This window comes from Frankia sp. CgJB1 (assembly GCF_977947065.1).
Window position 1 is genome coordinate 1 of sequence record NZ_CDWTNB010000087.1, and the last position, 16340, is coordinate 16340.

General features: G+C 70.0%; 12 protein-coding genes and 2 tRNA genes. 9 read left to right on the forward strand and 5 right to left on the reverse strand.

Annotated features, from left to right (window positions below; translation table 11 throughout):
• The coding region (gene cimA, locus AC08OT_RS11650) for a citramalate synthase (RefSeq protein ID WP_476602811.1) at positions 1-1279 on the forward strand (1279 nt) is incomplete at its 5' end.
• 105 nt (positions 1280-1384) lie between these two features.
• Here the strand turns inward: cimA and AC08OT_RS11655 are convergent.
• Entirely contained in the window at positions 1385-1648 is a 264-nt protein-coding gene (locus AC08OT_RS11655; protein WP_462186127.1) for a hypothetical protein, read from the reverse strand.
• Positions 1649-1951: 303 nt separating this feature from the next.
• Here AC08OT_RS11655 and AC08OT_RS11660 point away from each other — a divergent pair, with 303 nt between their 5' ends.
• The 3 genes from AC08OT_RS11660 to AC08OT_RS11670 all read left to right on the forward strand — a co-directional run bounded on the left by AC08OT_RS11660 (position 1952) and on the right by AC08OT_RS11670 (position 3133).
• Complete coding sequence (locus AC08OT_RS11660; RefSeq protein WP_476593732.1) at positions 1952-2731, forward strand: fumarylacetoacetate hydrolase family protein; 780 nt, start codon at positions 1952-1954, stop codon at positions 2729-2731.
• A gap of 167 nt (positions 2732-2898) precedes the next feature.
• Positions 2899-2970 (forward strand) — tRNA-Gln (locus AC08OT_RS11665).
• Between the two features lie 90 nt (positions 2971-3060).
• Positions 3061-3133, forward strand: a tRNA-Glu gene (locus AC08OT_RS11670).
• A gap of 124 nt (positions 3134-3257) precedes the next feature.
• Here the strand turns inward: AC08OT_RS11670 and AC08OT_RS11675 are convergent.
• Positions 3258-3551: a hypothetical protein gene (locus tag AC08OT_RS11675; RefSeq protein WP_476593733.1), complete on the reverse strand. Its 294-nt coding sequence runs from the start codon at positions 3549-3551 to the stop codon at positions 3258-3260.
• 201 nt (positions 3552-3752) lie between these two features.
• Here AC08OT_RS11675 and AC08OT_RS11680 point away from each other — a divergent pair, with 201 nt between their 5' ends.
• Positions 3753-5327, forward strand: coding sequence for a sensor histidine kinase (locus tag AC08OT_RS11680; RefSeq protein WP_476593734.1), 1575 nt, complete (start codon positions 3753-3755; stop codon positions 5325-5327).
• A 92-nt stretch (positions 5328-5419) separates the two neighbouring features.
• On the opposite strand, the gene AC08OT_RS11685 is transcribed toward AC08OT_RS11680, so the two are convergent.
• Both AC08OT_RS11685 and AC08OT_RS11690 read right to left on the reverse strand, forming a co-directional pair.
• The gene (locus tag AC08OT_RS11685) at positions 5420-7549 is read right to left on the reverse strand and encodes a protein kinase domain-containing protein (protein WP_476602812.1); all 2130 of its coding nucleotides are present in this window, start codon (positions 7547-7549) and stop codon (positions 5420-5422) included.
• A gap of 330 nt (positions 7550-7879) precedes the next feature.
• A complete protein-coding gene (locus AC08OT_RS11690) occupies positions 7880-8689 on the reverse strand; it encodes an IclR family transcriptional regulator (RefSeq protein ID WP_476591566.1) in 810 nt (269 codons plus the stop codon).
• A gap of 164 nt (positions 8690-8853) precedes the next feature.
• Between AC08OT_RS11690 and leuC the strand changes: the two genes are divergently transcribed.
• From leuC to AC08OT_RS11705, 3 genes are all read left to right on the forward strand, one after another.
• Entirely contained in the window at positions 8854-10251 is a 1398-nt protein-coding gene (gene leuC, locus AC08OT_RS11695) for a 3-isopropylmalate dehydratase large subunit (protein WP_476591567.1), read from the forward strand.
• Positions 10252-10334: 83 nt separating this feature from the next.
• The gene (gene leuD, locus AC08OT_RS11700) at positions 10335-10922 is read left to right on the forward strand and encodes a 3-isopropylmalate dehydratase small subunit (protein WP_476591568.1); all 588 of its coding nucleotides are present in this window, start codon (positions 10335-10337) and stop codon (positions 10920-10922) included.
• A 516-nt stretch (positions 10923-11438) separates the two neighbouring features.
• Positions 11439-11723 carry an HU family DNA-binding protein gene (locus AC08OT_RS11705; protein ID WP_011437995.1) on the forward strand — a complete coding sequence of 95 codons (285 nt, stop codon included), beginning with the start codon at positions 11439-11441 and terminating at the stop codon, positions 11721-11723.
• Between the two features lie 21 nt (positions 11724-11744).
• Here AC08OT_RS11705 and AC08OT_RS11710 read toward each other — a convergent pair whose 3' ends face one another.
• Complete coding sequence (locus AC08OT_RS11710; protein ID WP_476591569.1) at positions 11745-13946, reverse strand: RNA degradosome polyphosphate kinase; 2202 nt, start codon at positions 13944-13946, stop codon at positions 11745-11747.
• Between the two features lie 315 nt (positions 13947-14261).
• Between AC08OT_RS11710 and AC08OT_RS11715 the strand changes: the two genes are divergently transcribed.
• On the forward strand, positions 14262-16340 hold a 2079-nt coding region (locus tag AC08OT_RS11715), incomplete at its 3' end, for a putative bifunctional diguanylate cyclase/phosphodiesterase (protein ID WP_476602813.1).

Below are 16340 nucleotides of genomic sequence, written 5' to 3' on the forward strand. Positions count from 1 at the left end.
CGCCAAGTCGGATCTGCGCCACGTCGAACGTGCCCTGCGCACCACCCCGGCCGAGAATCTCGCGATGATCCGGGACACCGTCGTGCATCTGCGCGCGGAGGGAAAGCGGGTCTTCGTCGACGCCGAGCACTTCTTCGACGGCTATCGGGTGCATCCCGCCTACGCCCTTGAGGTCGTCTCCGTTGCGGCCGAGGCCGGTGCCGAGGTCGTCGTGCTGTGCGACACGAACGGCGGCATGCTCCCGGCGCGGATCGGCGCGGTCGTCGCCGATGTTCTCGCCACGACCGGCGCCCGGCTCGGTATCCACTGCCACGACGACGCCGACTGCGCGGTCGCGAACACCCTGGTGGCGGTGGAGGCCGGCGTCACCCACGTGCAGGGCACCGCAAACGGCTACGGCGAGCGGTGCGGGAACGCCAGCCTGCTGAGCGTCATCGCGGGTCTGGAGACCAAGTTGGACCGGGCCGTGCTGCCGCCCGGGCGGCTGCGTGAGCTCGTCCGGGTCTCCCACGCGATCGACGAGGTCACCAACTCCGTGCCCGACCCGCACCGGCCGTACGTCGGGGCCAGCGCCTTCGCGCACAAGGCCGGCCTGCACGCCAGCGCCGTCAAGGTCGATCCGGACCTGTACCAGCACATCGACCCGGCGGTCGTGGGCAGTGACATGAGGATGCTGGTCTCGGAGCTCGCCGGTCGGGCGACCATCGAACTGAAGGGCCGTGAGCTCGGCCTTGACCTGTCGAACCAGCGTGAGGCGCTCGGACGGGTGGTGGACCTGGTCAAGGAGCGGGAGGCGGCCGGGTACGTCTACGAGGCCGCGGAGGCCTCCTTCGAACTCCTGCTGCGCGACGAGGTGGCCGGCCGGCAGCGGTTCTACACCCTCGAATCCTGGCGCGTCATCGTCGAGCAGCGCCCGGGCGGCGAGGTGGTCAGCGAGGCGACGGTGAAGCTCACCTCGCACGGCGAACGCCACGTCGCGACGGCGGAGGGGAACGGACCGGTCAACGCTCTCGACACGGCACTGCGCAACGCGCTGGAGAAGGCATATCCGGGGTTGGCCGATCTGGACCTGGTGGACTACAAGGTTCGGATCCTCGACGGCAAGCAGGGGACCGGCGCGGTGACCCGGGTCCTGGTGGGAACCAGTGACGGCCGCGAGTGCTGGGACACGATCGGCGTGGACGAGAACATCATCGCCGCCTCCTGGGCGGCCCTGGAGGACGCCGTCGACTACGGACTGCGGCGGCAGGGAGAGCGCCCAGACCCGGACGCGGCCTGACGCCGGGCCCCACCCCCGGGAGCGGCCCCGCCCGGGCGTGGGTGCTCCCGTTGTACCGCCCGCGGAGCAGCCCGCCGCCGCGGGCCGGGCCGCCGGCTACGTGGGTCAGTCCTGCGGGATCTCCTCCCACCACTGGCACCACCAGTCGCCGCCGACCAGAACGCGTAGCTTCGGGTGCCAGCAGTAGGTGATGTCCTTGTCGGCGTCCAGGTAGTACAGGCAGTTGTCGCACCGCTCGTCGCCGTTGGGTTTACCCCGCAGGATCGCGTCTTCGGCCAGGTGGCCCAGTTTGACGCTCAGTTCCTCGTCGATCGGCTTCGGCTCGGGTGCGCCGACATCGTAGACGGGGGTGGTGTCGGTCTCGCTCACCGTTTTCCTTTCCCTTTCCTCTGCCGGGTAACTTGCCGGGCAGCTCCGCGGTGATGTCGGCCGTCCGCGTCGGATCTGGTCAGTACGGGACAGCGGGAGCGGGTGGCTGCCATCCGCTGGTGGACCAGCTGGTGGACCAGGCGCGGGTTCTAGCCTAATTCTCGGTCACTCGTCACCGTTCTGGCGAACTTGATCAGCCCCGGCCGTGGTCATGTCGGTCATACGAGCCATACCCGCGGTGTGGCGGGGCCGCCCACCGGCCGGTCGGGTCAGCTCCTTCCGCGGGCTCGGTACGGTCTGGGGGTGCGTATCGCGAGGTTTACCGATGGTTCGGAGCCTGGGTTCGGGGTCGTGGAGGGGTCGATCGAGGCGGGTACGGCCGTGATCTCCGGCATCACCCCGCATCCGTTCGGTCCGTTCTCCTTCACCGGCGTCCGCCGGGGGCTCGGCGATGTGCGGCTGCTCGCTCCCGTGCTGCCGAGCAAGGTGCTCTGCGTGGGCAAGAACTATGCCGACCATGTCCGGGAGATGGGCGGTGACACCCCGCCCGAGTGTCCGATCCTCTTCCTCAAGCCCTCCACCAGCGTCGCCGGCCCGGGCGATCCGATCACCCTTCCGTCGGACAGCGAGCGGGTCGACTTCGAGGGCGAGCTGGCGATCGTCATCGGCCGGCTGTGCCGTGACGTCCCGGTGGAACGGGCCTTCGAAGTGGTGCTCGGCTATACCTGCGCCAATGACGTGACCGCTCGCGATCAGCAGAAGGCGGACGGCCAGTGGACCCGGGCCAAGGGCCATGACGCCTTCTGCCCCCTCGGTCCCTGGATCGAGACGGATCTCGACCCGGCGGATCTGACCATCCGCACCACCCTGGACGGCGAACTGCGCCAGAGCTCCCGAACCGGCCTGCTGCTGCGCGACGCCCCCTCGTTGATCGCCTACATGTCGTCGGCCATGACGCTGCTACCCGGCGACGTGCTGCTGACCGGAACGCCCGCGGGCGTGGGGCCGATGTCACCGGGGCAGACGGTGGCGGTGACCGTCGAGGGCATCGGGACGCTCACCAACCCGGTAACGGCTCGCTAGCGCCCGCGGCGCGATCCTCCGCCGGATGACTGCCGGTCGGGTGGCTGCCGGTCGTTCCCGATGCCCCAGCCACGGGACGTGACGGGATGACCGGCGTGCATCGGCACCCCGGCGCGCTGATGTGCTGTCTGCATGAGGTATAATAGGCAGCGCCCGAACAGGGCCCATGGGGTATGGGGTAATTGGCAGCCCAACGGATTCTGGCTCCGTTAGTCCAGGTTCGAGTCCTGGTACCCCAGCTGCACCAGATCTGCCGCTCGGTCGAAACTGGCCGCTATACTGTACAGCGTGACACGCGCGTAAGCGCGTAAGTAAGAACCTAGAGTCTTGGCCCCGTCGTCTAGCGGCCCAGGACGCCGCCCTCTCAAGGCGGTAGCGCCGGTTCGAATCCGGTCGGGGCTACACAGCGGTTTTATCTTCGATTCTTCGCAGAGGATGAGAGCTACGCCCTCGCACCAAGACGGACCATCGATGGCCCTCGGATTCCTCTCCGGGGGCCATCGTCATGTCGGGCGCGGATCCGGGCCTACCGCACAACCTCGAACCGCAGCATGGCCGCGGGGTGGCGGGCCATCGTGCACGCGCGGCAGCCGCAGGACGCTGGGCCTCCGCGGCCGTGGACCACTTCGATCTCGGTGTCCGGGGTCGAGGCCACCAGGCGTAGCTGGGGGCGCGCGACCCGGGCCATGACGGCGGTCAGCGCGGGATCGTCGGTGGCACCCGGCTGCGGCGGGCCGATCCGACCCGCGGTCGACGGGGCGATCGCGGAAGCGGTCGAGGCTGTCAGGGCCACTGGGGCTGTCAGGGCCACTGGGGGCACGGTGTCCTCCTCCATGGGGGGCTGTCTCGGGGCCACCCCGCGGACCACAGCCTGGCGGGGAGGGCGAGGTCCGCGCCATGCTCCGTTGAGCCCGGTACCAGGTGGTGCAGATGGCCTAGTCAAACCTGGGCATTGTCGCCATGCGACACCACCCTTGACAACCATGGTGCTCCAGCACCGGATCGGTACAAACTTGCGCGGATGTCCACCGTCAGTCCATCGGCACCCGAACGCGCACGGCGTCGGCATGGGAGTGCGCACGTGGGGCGCGCCGCCCGCCATGCTGGTCGGCTGCGCCCGCCGGGATCGGCACCGGAGCAGGTGGACGTCCTGCCGGGAGCCGCCCGGCGCATCACCTCGCTGCTTCCCCAGGGCCGCGGTCTGCCCATCGAGGACTGGACGGCCCGTCACACGTTGATGTGCCTGGTGCTGGCGATACACCTGCCGGTCATCGTCTGTTACGCGATCTGGCGCGACCTGAGTCTCGTGCACGGCTTTCTGGCGGCCAGTCTGCCGGCGCTGCTGTTCGCCTCCGCGGTGGTGCCCGGCCGCCGCCGGGTCCGTGCCCTGGCCGCCAGCCTCGGGCTGCTGTGCTGTTCGGTCGTCCTCGTCCATTTTTCGAGCAGCCTCACCCCGATGTACTTTCACTTCTTCGTGGTCGTCGCATTGATCGCGCTCTACGAGGAGTGGACCGTCTATCTGCTGGCGATCGCCTTCGTGTTTGTCGCCAACCTGGCGATCGGCAACATCATTTCGGCCGACGGGGAGCTGCTGGACAACGCCTGGCTGGTGGCCGGCCTGCATGCCGGCTTCATCTTCGCTCTTGCCTGCGCACAGATGGTCTTCTGGCACTACAACGAGCAGTCCCGCCGCCGGGTGGAGCACTACCGGCAGCAGCTCTACGAGGGTCAGCAGAGCCTGATGGCCCGGTTGGAGGAGACCGACAGGATCCGCAGCGACCTGGTCGCGACGGTGTCGCACGAGTTCCGCACGCCACTGACCGGTATCCGCGGAAACCTGTTGACCATCAAGCGCCGTCGCGACCGGCTCTCGGACGCCCAGCTCGACGATCTGCTCGATGCGGCGGTGAACTACTCCGATCGCCTCTCCCGCCTGCTGGAGAACATGCTCACGGCCGCCACGGCCACCGGCACGGACGAGACCACCATCGCCGATCTGCCGGAGGTCGTCCGGCACGTGCTCGCCACGCTCTCGTACACCGGGTCGCCGAGCAGCGTGACGGTGGATCTTCCGCTGGAGCTGCCGGTGCGGATGGCCCGACAGGCCCTCATCCAGGTGGTCGCGAACCTCGTCGACAACGCCCTGGTGCACTCCTGGCCGGGAGCGCCGGTACGGCTCATAGCCGGCCGGGTGGGCGACGAGGTCGTCCTGCGCGTCCGTAATCCCGGGCCCGATCTCGACCCCGACACCATCCGCCAGCTTTTCGAACTGTTCACCCAGCGGGACGGCACGGCGACCCGCCCCACGGACGGGGCCGGCATGGGGCTCTACGTCGTGCGACGCCTCGTCGAGGTACACGGGGGACGGCTGCGGATGTCCTCGGAGAACGGCGAGATCATCGTCGAGGTGGACCTGTGGGCGGCGACCAGCCTGGCGGCGCTCGCGCCGGAGCCTGAGGCGGAACTGCCGGTTCCGATGCCCCTGCCGCGCAGTATCCGGGTCGACGAGGAGCCGGGTAAGCCACGGCTTACCGGCGGGCCGCTCGCTGGTCCCCGGAACGACATCCGCTCGTTGCCCATGGACCGTCTCGGCTGAGCGGGGCGGGAAGACCGTTCCTCGTGCCGGGCTGATCCCCGTGCCGGGAAGGCGCCGGGACCTGCCCAGGCGGCGGCCCGATGGTCAGGCGTTCAGTTCTTGGCCGTCGATGTCGGGGTCGGGGCCGGGGCGGACGCCGGGGGCTTGGTGCAGGCCAGGGTCAACGTCACCGTCGTGGAATGGCGTGGGCGCTGTCCGGTGGGGGAGTACGCCGACACCCTACTGGTCTCGCCGTTGGCGCACGACCCGTTGACCGCGGTGGAGGTGAAGCCGGCGAAGCTGAGCTGCCACTTGGCGTCCGACTCGGTCATTCCGATGACGCCGGGTACCTGCGCGCAATCCTCGACCTGCAGGTTGATCGTGGTCGTTTTGGCGATCTTTCCCGACTTCGGGGACTGCTGCGCGACGGTGTCGACCGCACCGGCACCGTAACACCCGAAGGCCTTACTGAGGTGCGTGAAGCCCGCCGACCTCAGGGTGTGCTCCGCCGTGGTGAACGAGCTGCCCTCGGTGTTGGGAACGGTCGCCGTGCCGTCGTCGGTGGGCGACGGGGACGGGCTGCTCCGCGCCGTCGGACTGTTCGTCGGCGTGGCCCCTGTGGGGCTAGCCGCAGCCGCCGTACCGGCGCCGGGGGAGGGAGATCCCTTCGCGCTGGGCCGCGGGGTCGCCCCGCCCCCGGAGAGGCTCGTCGGGTTGACCCCAACGGCCACGCCCGGAGCGGCGGCTCCGCTGGTTCCGAAGCCGGAACCGCCCGAGGCTGCCGCGGCGGACACCCCGGTGGGACCGTCCGTGCTCAGTTCCGCGCCGGTGCCCCCGCTGGAGGCGAGCGCCCAGCCGCCGGCACCGGCGACGAGGGCGACGACAAGGCCCGCACCCGCCGCGATCCGGCTACGCCGCCGCCGGTCGGCGGCCGCCCGCGAGGCGGCCGCGGCCCCACCGATCGGGGGGCCGGGTTGGTGGTTCGCCGGGATCGCCGACATGACTGTGTTCGTGTCCGCGGCCGGAGCGTCGGAGCGGGCCGGGATCCGCAGCGCCGGCTGTATGCCGGTCGGGGCGTCACCGTCCCACCCTCCCCGGCCGCCGGTGGCCGGGGCCATCCGGGTGCGCTCGACGCCGCCATCCCGTCCACCGGTCTTCGTGCCACCGGTCTTCGTGGCGGTGGTCAGCAGACTGCCCGCGATCTGCGTGTGCTCCAGGTCGGACCAGTCAGGCGCGGCGGATGCGCCGACCACGCCTCCCGTGCCCGCCGCCGCGGCCACGGCGGCGGAGCGCACCACGCGCTGCGTTCCCGTGGCGGGGGAATGATTGTCGGCCCGGGCCGCGGACGCGCCGGCGAGTGCGGAGAGCTGGATTCGGTTGTCATGGTCGGCATGGCTGCCTGGCCTGGACGCGTAGCCGGTCCCCCAACGGCTGGCCTCGAGCGCCTCGACCAGGTCCTCGGCCGCATCGGCGGCGCTCACGGGCCGCTGCCTCGGGGACTTGGCGAGCATTCCGGCCAGCACACCCCACACCGGCGCCGGCACACCCTGAATGGGCTGGGGCTGTTTTTCGCGGTGCGCCTGCAGGAGCTCGGTCGGGTTGGGGGAGTCGAACGGCGGCGAACCCGCGAGAAGCTCGTACAGCACGACTCCCGCCGAGTACACGTCCGCTGCCGGGGTCGGTGGCGCGCCCGTGCTCAGCTCGGGGGCCATGTAGAGCGGGGTCCCGATCGGTCCGGTGGTGCTGGTCCGGGACGAACCATTGATCATCTGGGCGATCCCGAAGTCGGTCAGGCGCACGATCGGATGAGCCGGATCGGAGGTGTCGATGAGTATGTTCTCGGGTTTGACGTCCCGGTGGATGACGTCGGCGGCGTGCACGCTGTCGAGCGCCCACAGGGTGCCGACGACGAGCCGGACCGCCTCCTCCACCGGCCGAGGCCCGAACTCGCGCAGATGGGCCCGCAGGTCGGGACCGTCAACCAGATCCATGACTATGGCGAGCACATCGGGTTCGTTCACCAGATCGCGTACGGCGACGAGATCCGGGCTGTCGAGGTCGATCAGAAGGTCCCACTCACGCAGGAAGCGCTCCACGATCTTGGGATCGTCGGCGAGCTCGGGGCGCAGCACCTTGATGGCCACGGGAGCACCGTCCGAGACGGCGGCGCCCCGCCAGACTTGGCCGGTCGTACCCTGCCCGAGTACCTCGTGCAGCACGTACCGCGAACCCAGTTTGCGCACCGCGCGTTGTCCCCTTCTTTGGCGCCGCCCGGGGCGGCCGAGCCTACGGCGGCGCCGCTGCGGGCGGCGGCGGCCCGTGGGCGGAGCCCGGAGCGTCATCCGGACGAGCGCACCAGTGCGCGGGCGAGCTGTATCGCTTGCACTAGATGCCAATACCCGCATGGGTCATCCGGCCTACTGTTCCGATCATCCGAGACGGATGACTCGAACAGGCTACGACGTAGGGCGGCGAAGCCGCGCGGCGGGGGATACCCCTGCGCGGTAGAGCCGCCGCCCGCCACCGGCAGATGTAGCCCGGGCAGTCGCGGGCGTGGGGTCCGAATGGGGGATTCAAAATGGCGAATGGCAAGAACGGCCGACGAAAAAGGTCTGGTCGCGTGTTTTGTGGCCGAGGAAAAGTTGTGGCGGTCCACCGTTGGTGACCGACATCCGGTGGTCGGCGGTTGGTGGCGGGTGGATGCAGGCGGGTGGGTGTGTCAGCCGACGGTCGGTGTCGAGAGCCGGGCCGCCGCGGGCGAGGACCGCCGCGCCGTGCCGGCGTCCCGGCGACCGGGTGAGCCGCTCCACCGGCCCCGACAGGGACACTGCCGCGATCACTGTTCCCGGGCCGTCGTGCACCGGGGCGGACACGGACGCCAACCCCCTCTCGCGTTCCCCGATGCTCTCCGCCCAGCCACGATCGCGCACCCGGCGGAGGACGGCTTCGTCGAACAGGGCGCCGGCGAGCAGTTCCGGCTCGGGATGTGCCGCGAAGGCGAGGAGGACCTGAGCGCCGGATCCCGCCGTCATCGGGAGCGTGGCGCCGACGGGCACGGTGTCGCGCAGGCCGCTGGCGCGTTCGGAGGCGGCGACGCAGTGGCGCAGGGCCCCGCGCCGCACATAGAGCTGGGCACTTTCTCCGGTCATCTCGCGAAGCTCGGTGAGAACCCGGCCGGCCCGATCCAGCAGGTCCCACGGCAGGGGGGTCGGGGTCCCGGCGGCGAGCCGCGGCCCGGGGACGAAGCGGCCGTCGGCGGTCCGGCCCAGGAGGCGGTGGACCTCGAGAGCGTGTGCCAGCCGATGCGCCGTCGCGCGGGTGAGCCCGGTTCGGGCCACCAGATCAGCGAGTGACGCCGGTCCCGCCTCGACGGCGGTCAGCATGAGGGCTGCTTTGTCCAGGACTCCGACTCCGCTAAGCTGTTTCACACATTGATACTGTCATCCCACATCATGAGACAACAGGCTGTGGGGCAGGGAAGCTCATCGCCACGCCAGAAGACAGGGAAGCTTATCGCCACGCCAGAAGAGGGGAGAATGGGTCGACCATGGGGCGCACACTTGCGGAAAAGGTCTGGGACGCCCACGTGGTGCGGCGCGCCGACGGCGAACCGGATCTGCTGTACATCGATCTGCACCTGGTTCACGAGGTCACCTCGCCGCAGGCGTTCGAGGCCCTGCGGCTGGCCGGGCGGCCCGTGCGGCGTCCGGAGCTGACCCTCGCCACCGAGGATCACAACGTCCCCACCACCGACACGCTGGCGCCGATCGCCGATCCGATCTCGGCGGCTCAGGTGGAGGCGCTGCGGAAGAACTGCGCCGAGTTTGGGGTGCGGCTGTACCCGATGAACGACCCGGGTCAGGGCATCGTGCACGTCGTCGGCCCACAGCTCGGGCTGTCCCAGCCCGGCATGACGATCGTTTGCGGTGACAGCCACACCTCCACCCATGGCGCGTTCGGAGCGCTGGCTTTCGGGATCGGCACCAGCCAGGTCGAGCACGTCCTCGCGACCCAGACATTGCCGCAGCGCAGGCCGAAGACGATGGCGATCACCGTGGCAGGCGACCTGCCCGTCGGGGTCACCGCGAAGGATCTCATCCTGGCGATCATTGCGCGGATCGGCACCGGCGGTGGTGCCGGCCACGTCATCGAGTACCGCGGTGCGGCGATCCGGGCCCTGCCGATGGAGGGCCGGATGACGGTCTGCAACATGTCTATCGAGGCCGGCGCGCGCGCCGGGATGATCGCGCCCGACGACGTCACGTTCGAGTATCTCGCCGGGCGGCCGCATGTCGCCACTGGTGCCGCTTGGGAGGAAGCGGTGGCCTACTGGCGTACCCTCGCCTCCGACTCCGACGCGGCCTTCGACCGGGAGGTCGTGATCGATGCCGTGAGCCTCACGCCCTACGTCACCTGGGGCACCAACCCGGGCCAGGCCGCACCGCTCGGATCGCTGGTTCCCGCGCCCGCCGACTACCCGGACGCGGCCGCGCGGGCCTCGGTCGAACGAGCGCTGACCTACATGGGCCTCACCTCCGGCACCCCGTTGTCCGACGTCGCCGTCGACACGGTGTTCATCGGATCGTGCACCAACGGGCGCCTGAGCGACCTGCGCGCCGCCGCCGACGTGCTGCGCGGCCGGCGGGTGAGCGAGGGGGTCCGGGTCCTGGTCGTTCCCGGCTCCATGGCGGTGAAGGCGCAGGCCGAGGCGGAGGGGCTCGACGAGGTCTTTCGGGCTGCGGGAGCGCAGTGGCGCAGCGCCGGCTGTTCGATGTGCCTCGGCATGAACCCCGACACGCTCCGGCCCGGCGAGCGCAGTGCCTCGACGTCGAACCGCAACTTCGAAGGCCGGCAGGGGCCGGGTGGGCGCACCCATCTCGTCTCGCCCGCGGTCGCCGCGGCCACCGCCGTGACCGGTCGGCTGACCGCTCCGGCGGATCTGTAGCGCGCCCGGCGTGGATCGTCGGTCCACGCACGACGGCGATCGTCGTTCATCCACGACTTCTTCGAGAGGGGAGCGTTTCCGCGATGGAGGCGTTCACGATTCACACCGGGCGCGCGGTGCCGCTGCGCCGCAGCGACGTCGATACCGATCAGATCATTCCGAGTGAGTGGCTCAAGCGGATCGAGCGGACGGGGTTCGGCGCCGGCCTGTTCGCGCAGTGGCGCGCCGACGACGGCTTCGTGCTGAACAACCCGGTGTACGCCGCGGCGTCGATCCTGCTGGCCGGCCCGGACTTCGGCACCGGTTCCTCGCGGGAGCACGCCGTCTGGGCGCTGCAGGACTATGGGTTCCGTGCCGTGCTCTCGCCCCGGTTCGCGGACATCTTCCGCGGCAACGCCCTCGGCAACGGACTGTTGCCGGTGCAGCTGCCGGCTGAGACGGTCGAGGCACTCACGTCCGCCGTCGAGGCCGATCCCACGATCGAGATCACTGTTGATCTCGTTGCGCGCGAGGTCCGGGGCGCGGGGCTGGTGGCCACCTTCGACCTCGACGACTTCACCCGCTGGCGGTTGATGGAGGGGCTCGACGACGTCGGGCTGACCCTTCGCCACGAAGAGATGATCATCTCTTTCGAGGCTGGCCGGCCCGCCTGGTCGCCGACCACCGCCTAACGCCCGGGGCTGTCACCCGGTCACCGGTGTCCGGGTGCGCCGGTTCCCGAGTACGCACCATCCGCCGGGACAGGGTCGGATCCGGTCCTGGCCGAGGGTTCACGGTGGCGCGTGTCATATCTCACATTCGGGAGGGTGAGATGGGTGGCGGGCGCATCGGGGGGAATTGATCGTCTCCGAGGGGGATGAATTGACTGTCGCGGTTGGCGTCCGGGCAGCTACCCATCGGAGTGGTATCGGCGAGGCCGGGGGCATCCGGCTACCAAAGGGTGACATTGCATCCAAACCGAAAGGCAATTCTCGCTACTGAACGTAATGAATCTGCCGAACGGGCTATGCCGGCCGGACCCTACGCATCCCCTCGCCCACCGGAGCGAACCCGTTGACGTGCGGGTTTGTGTGACGCGACACGCTCACGGGAATTGCCCTCGACAGTGGAGATGCCTACGGTGCAGCGCAGTGTGATGCCCGATCTGCTCCCCACCCCGCGCCCGCGGGGGGCGTCCGGAGGTTGTTGTGAACAAGTCCCAGTTGGTTGACCGCATCGCCCAGCAGATCGAGGGCGGGCGGTCGAACGCCACCAAGGCCGTCGACGCGGTGTTCGACGCCATTCAGGAGGCCGTCGCGAGCGGAGAGAAGGTGACCATCACCGGCTTCGGCGTGTTCGAGCGGGTGGAACGTGCCGCCCGCACGGGTCGTAACCCGGCGACGGGTGAGCCCGTGCACGTCGCTGCCTCGGTCGTGCCAAAGTTCCGGCCCGGCTCCGAGTTCAAGTCGAGCGTCTCGGCGAGCAACGACTGACCATCGGTGCGGGCGCCGGGCTTACCGGTGCCCGCACCGCATGGCGTCGGCCAGCAGGTCGTGCTGGTAGTCCGACAGGCGAACGTCGTCCGGCCCGGTCGTGCGTCGTTCCCAGTGGCCGTCGGACTGCAGCACCCAGGCGGACACCTCGTCGGAGAACGCGTGGTCGAGCATCTGCCGCAGGGTGTCTCGCCGGTCCGGGTGCGGGACGCGCACGAGTGCCTCGATACGACGGTCGAGATTGCGGTGCATCATGTCCGCACTGCCGATCCAGAACTCGCCGGACGAGGTGAACTCGAGGACCCGGCTGTGCTCCAGGAACCGCCCCAGGATCGAACGCACGTGGACCGTTTCCGACAGGCCCGGCACTCCGGGCCGTAGGGCGCAGATCCCGCGGACCAGGCAGTGCACGGGTACCCCGGCGATGGAGGCGTGATACAGGGCGTCGATCACCTGCTCGTCGACGAGGCTGTTGACCTTGATGCGGATCCCGGATTCCCGGCCCTCCCGGGCAGCCTGGGCCTCGGCTTCGATCCGCTGCAGGATGCCGTCCCGCATGTGCTGCGGGGCGACCAGCAGCGAGCGGTACTCCGTCTGCCGGCTGTAGCCGGTGAGGACGTTGAACAGGTCGGTGAGATCCGCGCCCACGTCCGGGTCGGCGGTCAGCAGCCCGAGGTCCTCGTAGAGCCGAGCGGTCTTGGGGTTGTAGTTGCCGGTACCCACATGGCAGTAGCGGCGCAGGCCGCCGTGTTCCTGGCGTACCACGAGGCAGGTCTTGCAGTGGGTCTTCAGGCCGATGAGACCGTAGACCACGTGGCAGCCGGCCCGTTCCAGTTCGCGGGCCCAGCGGATGTTGGCGCTCTCGTCGAACCGGGCCTTGATCTCGACGAGGACGACGACCTGCTTCCCCGCCTCGGCCGCGGCGATGAGGGCATCCACGATGGGGGAGTCCCCGGACGTGCGATAGAGCGTCTGCTTGATGGCGAGAACATGCGGATCGGCCGCCGCCTGCTCGATGAACCGCTGGACGGACGTGGTGAACGAGTCGTACGGGTGGTGGACGAGGACGTCGCCCTCCCGGAGCACGCTGAAGAAGTCCGGTGTCTCGCCCTCATCGGTCGTCAGCCGCGGATGTGTGATCGGGACCCGCGGCGTATCCCTCAGCTCCGGGCGGTCGAGGTCGTAGAGAGCCCACAGGGTCGACAGGTCGAGCAGGCCGGCGACCCGATGTACCTCGCGTTCGGTGATCTCCAGCTCCCGCATCAGCAGGATGAGCAAATCATCATCGATGTCGGCGTCCACCTCCAGGCGGACGGCGGGACCGAACCGGCGCCGGGCGAGCTCGCGCTCCAGGGCCTGGAGCAGATCCTCCGCCTCGTCCTCCTCGACCTCGAGGTCGGCGTTGCGGGTGACCCGGAACAGATGGGAGTCGATCACTTCCACGCCCGGGAACAGCTGGGAGAGATGGGCGGCGATCACTTTCTCCAGCGGGACGAAGCATGCGCTCGCCTGGGGGGCCAAGCCCCCCGGGACACCGGTCGTGCCCGTGGGCTCCACCGCCACGGGGATCAGCCGAGGAACGTTCTGGGGCACCTTCACCCGGGCGAAGCGGTCGACCTCCCCGCCCGGCTCACGGACCTGGACGGCCAGATTGAGCGACAGCCCGCTGATGTAGGGGAAGGGATGCGCCGGATCGACGGCGAGGGGGGTGAGCACCGGGAAGATCTGCTCGTGGAAATAGTGGTGCAGCTGATCACGCTGGGTCTCGGTCAGCTGGGACCAGAACCGGATGCTGATCCCGGCATGGGCCAGTGACGGCCCCACCTCTTCGGTGAAGCACCGCGAATGCCGCTGGGCGAGCTCGGCCGTCATCTTGCTGATGAGATCGAGTTGTTCCCGGGAGGTCAGCCCGTCGGCGGAACGGACGGCCAGTCCCGTCGCCTCGCGTCGCATCAGCCCCGCGACCCGGACCATGAAGAACTCATCCAGGTTGCTGGCGAAGATCGCCAGGAACTTCGCGCGCTCCAGCAGGGACGTGGACACGTCCTCGGCGAGCGCGAGGACCCGGGCGTTGAAGTCGAGCCAGGACGCCTCCCGGTTGATGAAGCGGCCGGCGGGCAGGTCGGACGGCGCCGGCTGGCGCGGCGCCTCCAGAGGCTCGAGCAGGCCACTGCGGGCCTTGCGCTGAGGCTGTTCAGGATGGGTCGCCAGCAGCTCGCTCATGCCTGTAGATGGTGCCAGCCCCCGATGGACTCGGCAGCGTCGATCCGGCATCTCTGGCAGCGGGGGGCCGGATGGGACCCGTATCGCCGGTCTGGCCCCGATCCGGACGCTGGCAGAGACCGCGCGGCACGCGAGGTATCCGCCTACTCTTTGTGATATAGCGATCACGCGCTACGGTGTCGAGGGGTGCCGTCGCGCTCGTTTGTATCTTGTCGTGATGTAGCCGGCCGTTTCCGTGGTCCGGTCGGATCCCTCTGCCCCAGGCGGCCGACTGCCCCAGGCGGCCGGCGCAGGGGGAGGAGGACGGGACGAGGGATGCTCGTCGACGCCGCCGCGATCGCCGCGGTCCTGACCGCGACACTAAGTTGTGCCCGGGCCGGTCGCCGTCTCGGTCGAGTACGGGGCCGCTGGCTGGTATGGCTGTCCTTCGCGCTGACGACCTGGACGGTCGGGCAGGCCGGATGGATGCTGCACCGCTGGGACGGGGCATCGGTCGGAGGGCGGACCGCGACGGATGCCGGGTATCTCACCGACGTCGGCCAACTCGCCATGCCGGTCCTCGCGCTCGTCGCCTTCGCGGCTGTTCCCGCGGGTCGGGCGCGTCGATCACGACCGCGCGCGGGCGTGCTGGCGCCGGCAGGGATGGCTGGCCTCGCTGGGGGCACCAACCGCTGGCCGCCGAGTTCCCCGCGGCTCACCCGCGTCGCCGGGGCGGGCGGCGAGGGGGCGGGCGCCGCCTATCCGCGCGCCAGTCCGGCCACCGCGTTCGACGAGGTCATACTCGGCAACTCCCTGTTCCTGCTCGCCTGGTCCGGGGTGCTCGCCGGGATCGACGAAGTGGACTCCTCCCGCCCGCCGCAGCCGGTGGAGCATCTCCTCGCGGTTGCGCATCCGATCGTCGTGCTCCTGCTGATCCTCGTATTCCTGCACGTGGCAGGCTTCCGGCAGCCGGTGGATCTGCCCGCCATCGCGATCGCCGGAACCGGACTGGTGTGCCTCGCGGTCGTCGGTGTGTGGATCGTTCAGCTCGACGACGGTGATCCCACGATGACGGGTTCCTGCTCGGTCGCCGGCGCCCTGTTGATCGTTCTTGCGGCATCGCGTGCCGGCCGGGAGGACGGCCGGGAGAACGGCCGCCGGCCCCGCCGATGGCCTGTTCGCGGCGAACTGCTCGGATGGCTGTGGCCGGCGGTACCCTATGTCGCCGCGGCCGTGGTCGCGGCGCTTCTGCTGGGGCGGGCCCACGGCGGAGTCGTTCTCGATCCGATCGAGATCATCGGGGGTGCGACGCTCGTCCTCACCGTCCTCGTCCGGCAGCTGACGACCCTGCGGACGAGTCAGCGGTTGGCGAGCCGGGTCTGCGAGGCCGAACACGAGGTGCGGCACTGGACATCCCATGACCCGTTGACCGAGCTGGCCAACCGCACCCTGTTCCAGCAGCGGCTCACCGACGCCCTCGCCGCGAGCCGCCACGACGGCCGTGACGTGGCCGTTCTGTACTGCGACCTCGACGACTTCCGGGTCGTCAACGACAGCCTCGGGCACGCCGCGGGTGATTATCTCCTGCGCGCGGTCGGGCAACGGCTACGACACTGCGTAGGCACGTCGGACACTGTGGCGAGGCTCGGCTCCGACGAGTTCGCCGTGCTGTTGGACGGTGGGCGGGAACTGCCCGAGACCGTTGCCGAACGGGTCCTGGCCGCGCTGCGCCAGCCGGCGCCGGCCGCCGGTCACCTCTGGCCGGTCCGCGGGAGTGTGGGGCTGGTCGTCGCGCGTCGGACCCAGGAGACCACCGAGGCGCTGCTCCGGCGGGCCGACACAGCCGTCCACACGGCAAAACGAACGGGAAAGAACCGTCTGGTGGTCTACCGGCCCGGGCTGTGCCCGCCCAGCGCCGGCACGCACCTCGCCGACGCCCTCGCCACCGCCCTGCGCAGGGGAGGACGGTCGGCCGGCTTCGACGTGCACTACCAGCCCATCGTGCGGCTGCGCGATCGCAGTCCGGTCGCCTTGGAGGCGCTCGCCCGATGGACGGAGCCGGGGCGTGGACCGGTGCCACCGGGCACCTTTGTTGCGGCCGCGGAGGACGGCGGCATCGTCGGCGCCCTCGACGACATGGTCCTCACCCAGGCCTGCGCGGAGGTCGCCGTGGCGTACCCGGCCTCGGCACTGCGGCTGCACGTGAACGTCTCAGCCAGCAGGGTTGCCGACACCATGCTGCTCGACAGCGTCGCCCAGGCACTGGCGGCCAGTCGGTTCGACCCGGGCAGGCTGGTGGTCGAGATCACCGAAACGAGCCGGATCGACGATCTGCGCGGCGCACGCGAGGTGCTGAACGAGGTTCGTGCGCTGGGGGTGGCGGTCGCGCTCGACGACGTCGGTGCCGGCCACAGC

Excerpts from the sequence above, each read along its gene's own strand:
- AC08OT_RS11680 (WP_476593734.1), top strand. The coding sequence starts at position 3,753 with ATGTCCACCGTCAGTCCATCGGCACCCGAACGCGCACGGCGTCGGCAT.
- AC08OT_RS11690 (WP_476591566.1), bottom strand. The coding sequence starts at position 8,689 with ATGCTGACCGCCGTCGAGGCGGGACCGGCGTCACTCGCTGATCTGGTG.
- leuC (WP_476591567.1), top strand. The coding sequence starts at position 8,854 with ATGGGGCGCACACTTGCGGAAAAGGTCTGGGACGCCCACGTGGTGCGG.
- leuD (WP_476591568.1), top strand. The coding sequence starts at position 10,335 with ATGGAGGCGTTCACGATTCACACCGGGCGCGCGGTGCCGCTGCGCCGC.
- AC08OT_RS11710 (WP_476591569.1), bottom strand. The coding sequence starts at position 13,946 with ATGAGCGAGCTGCTGGCGACCCATCCTGAACAGCCTCAGCGCAAGGCC.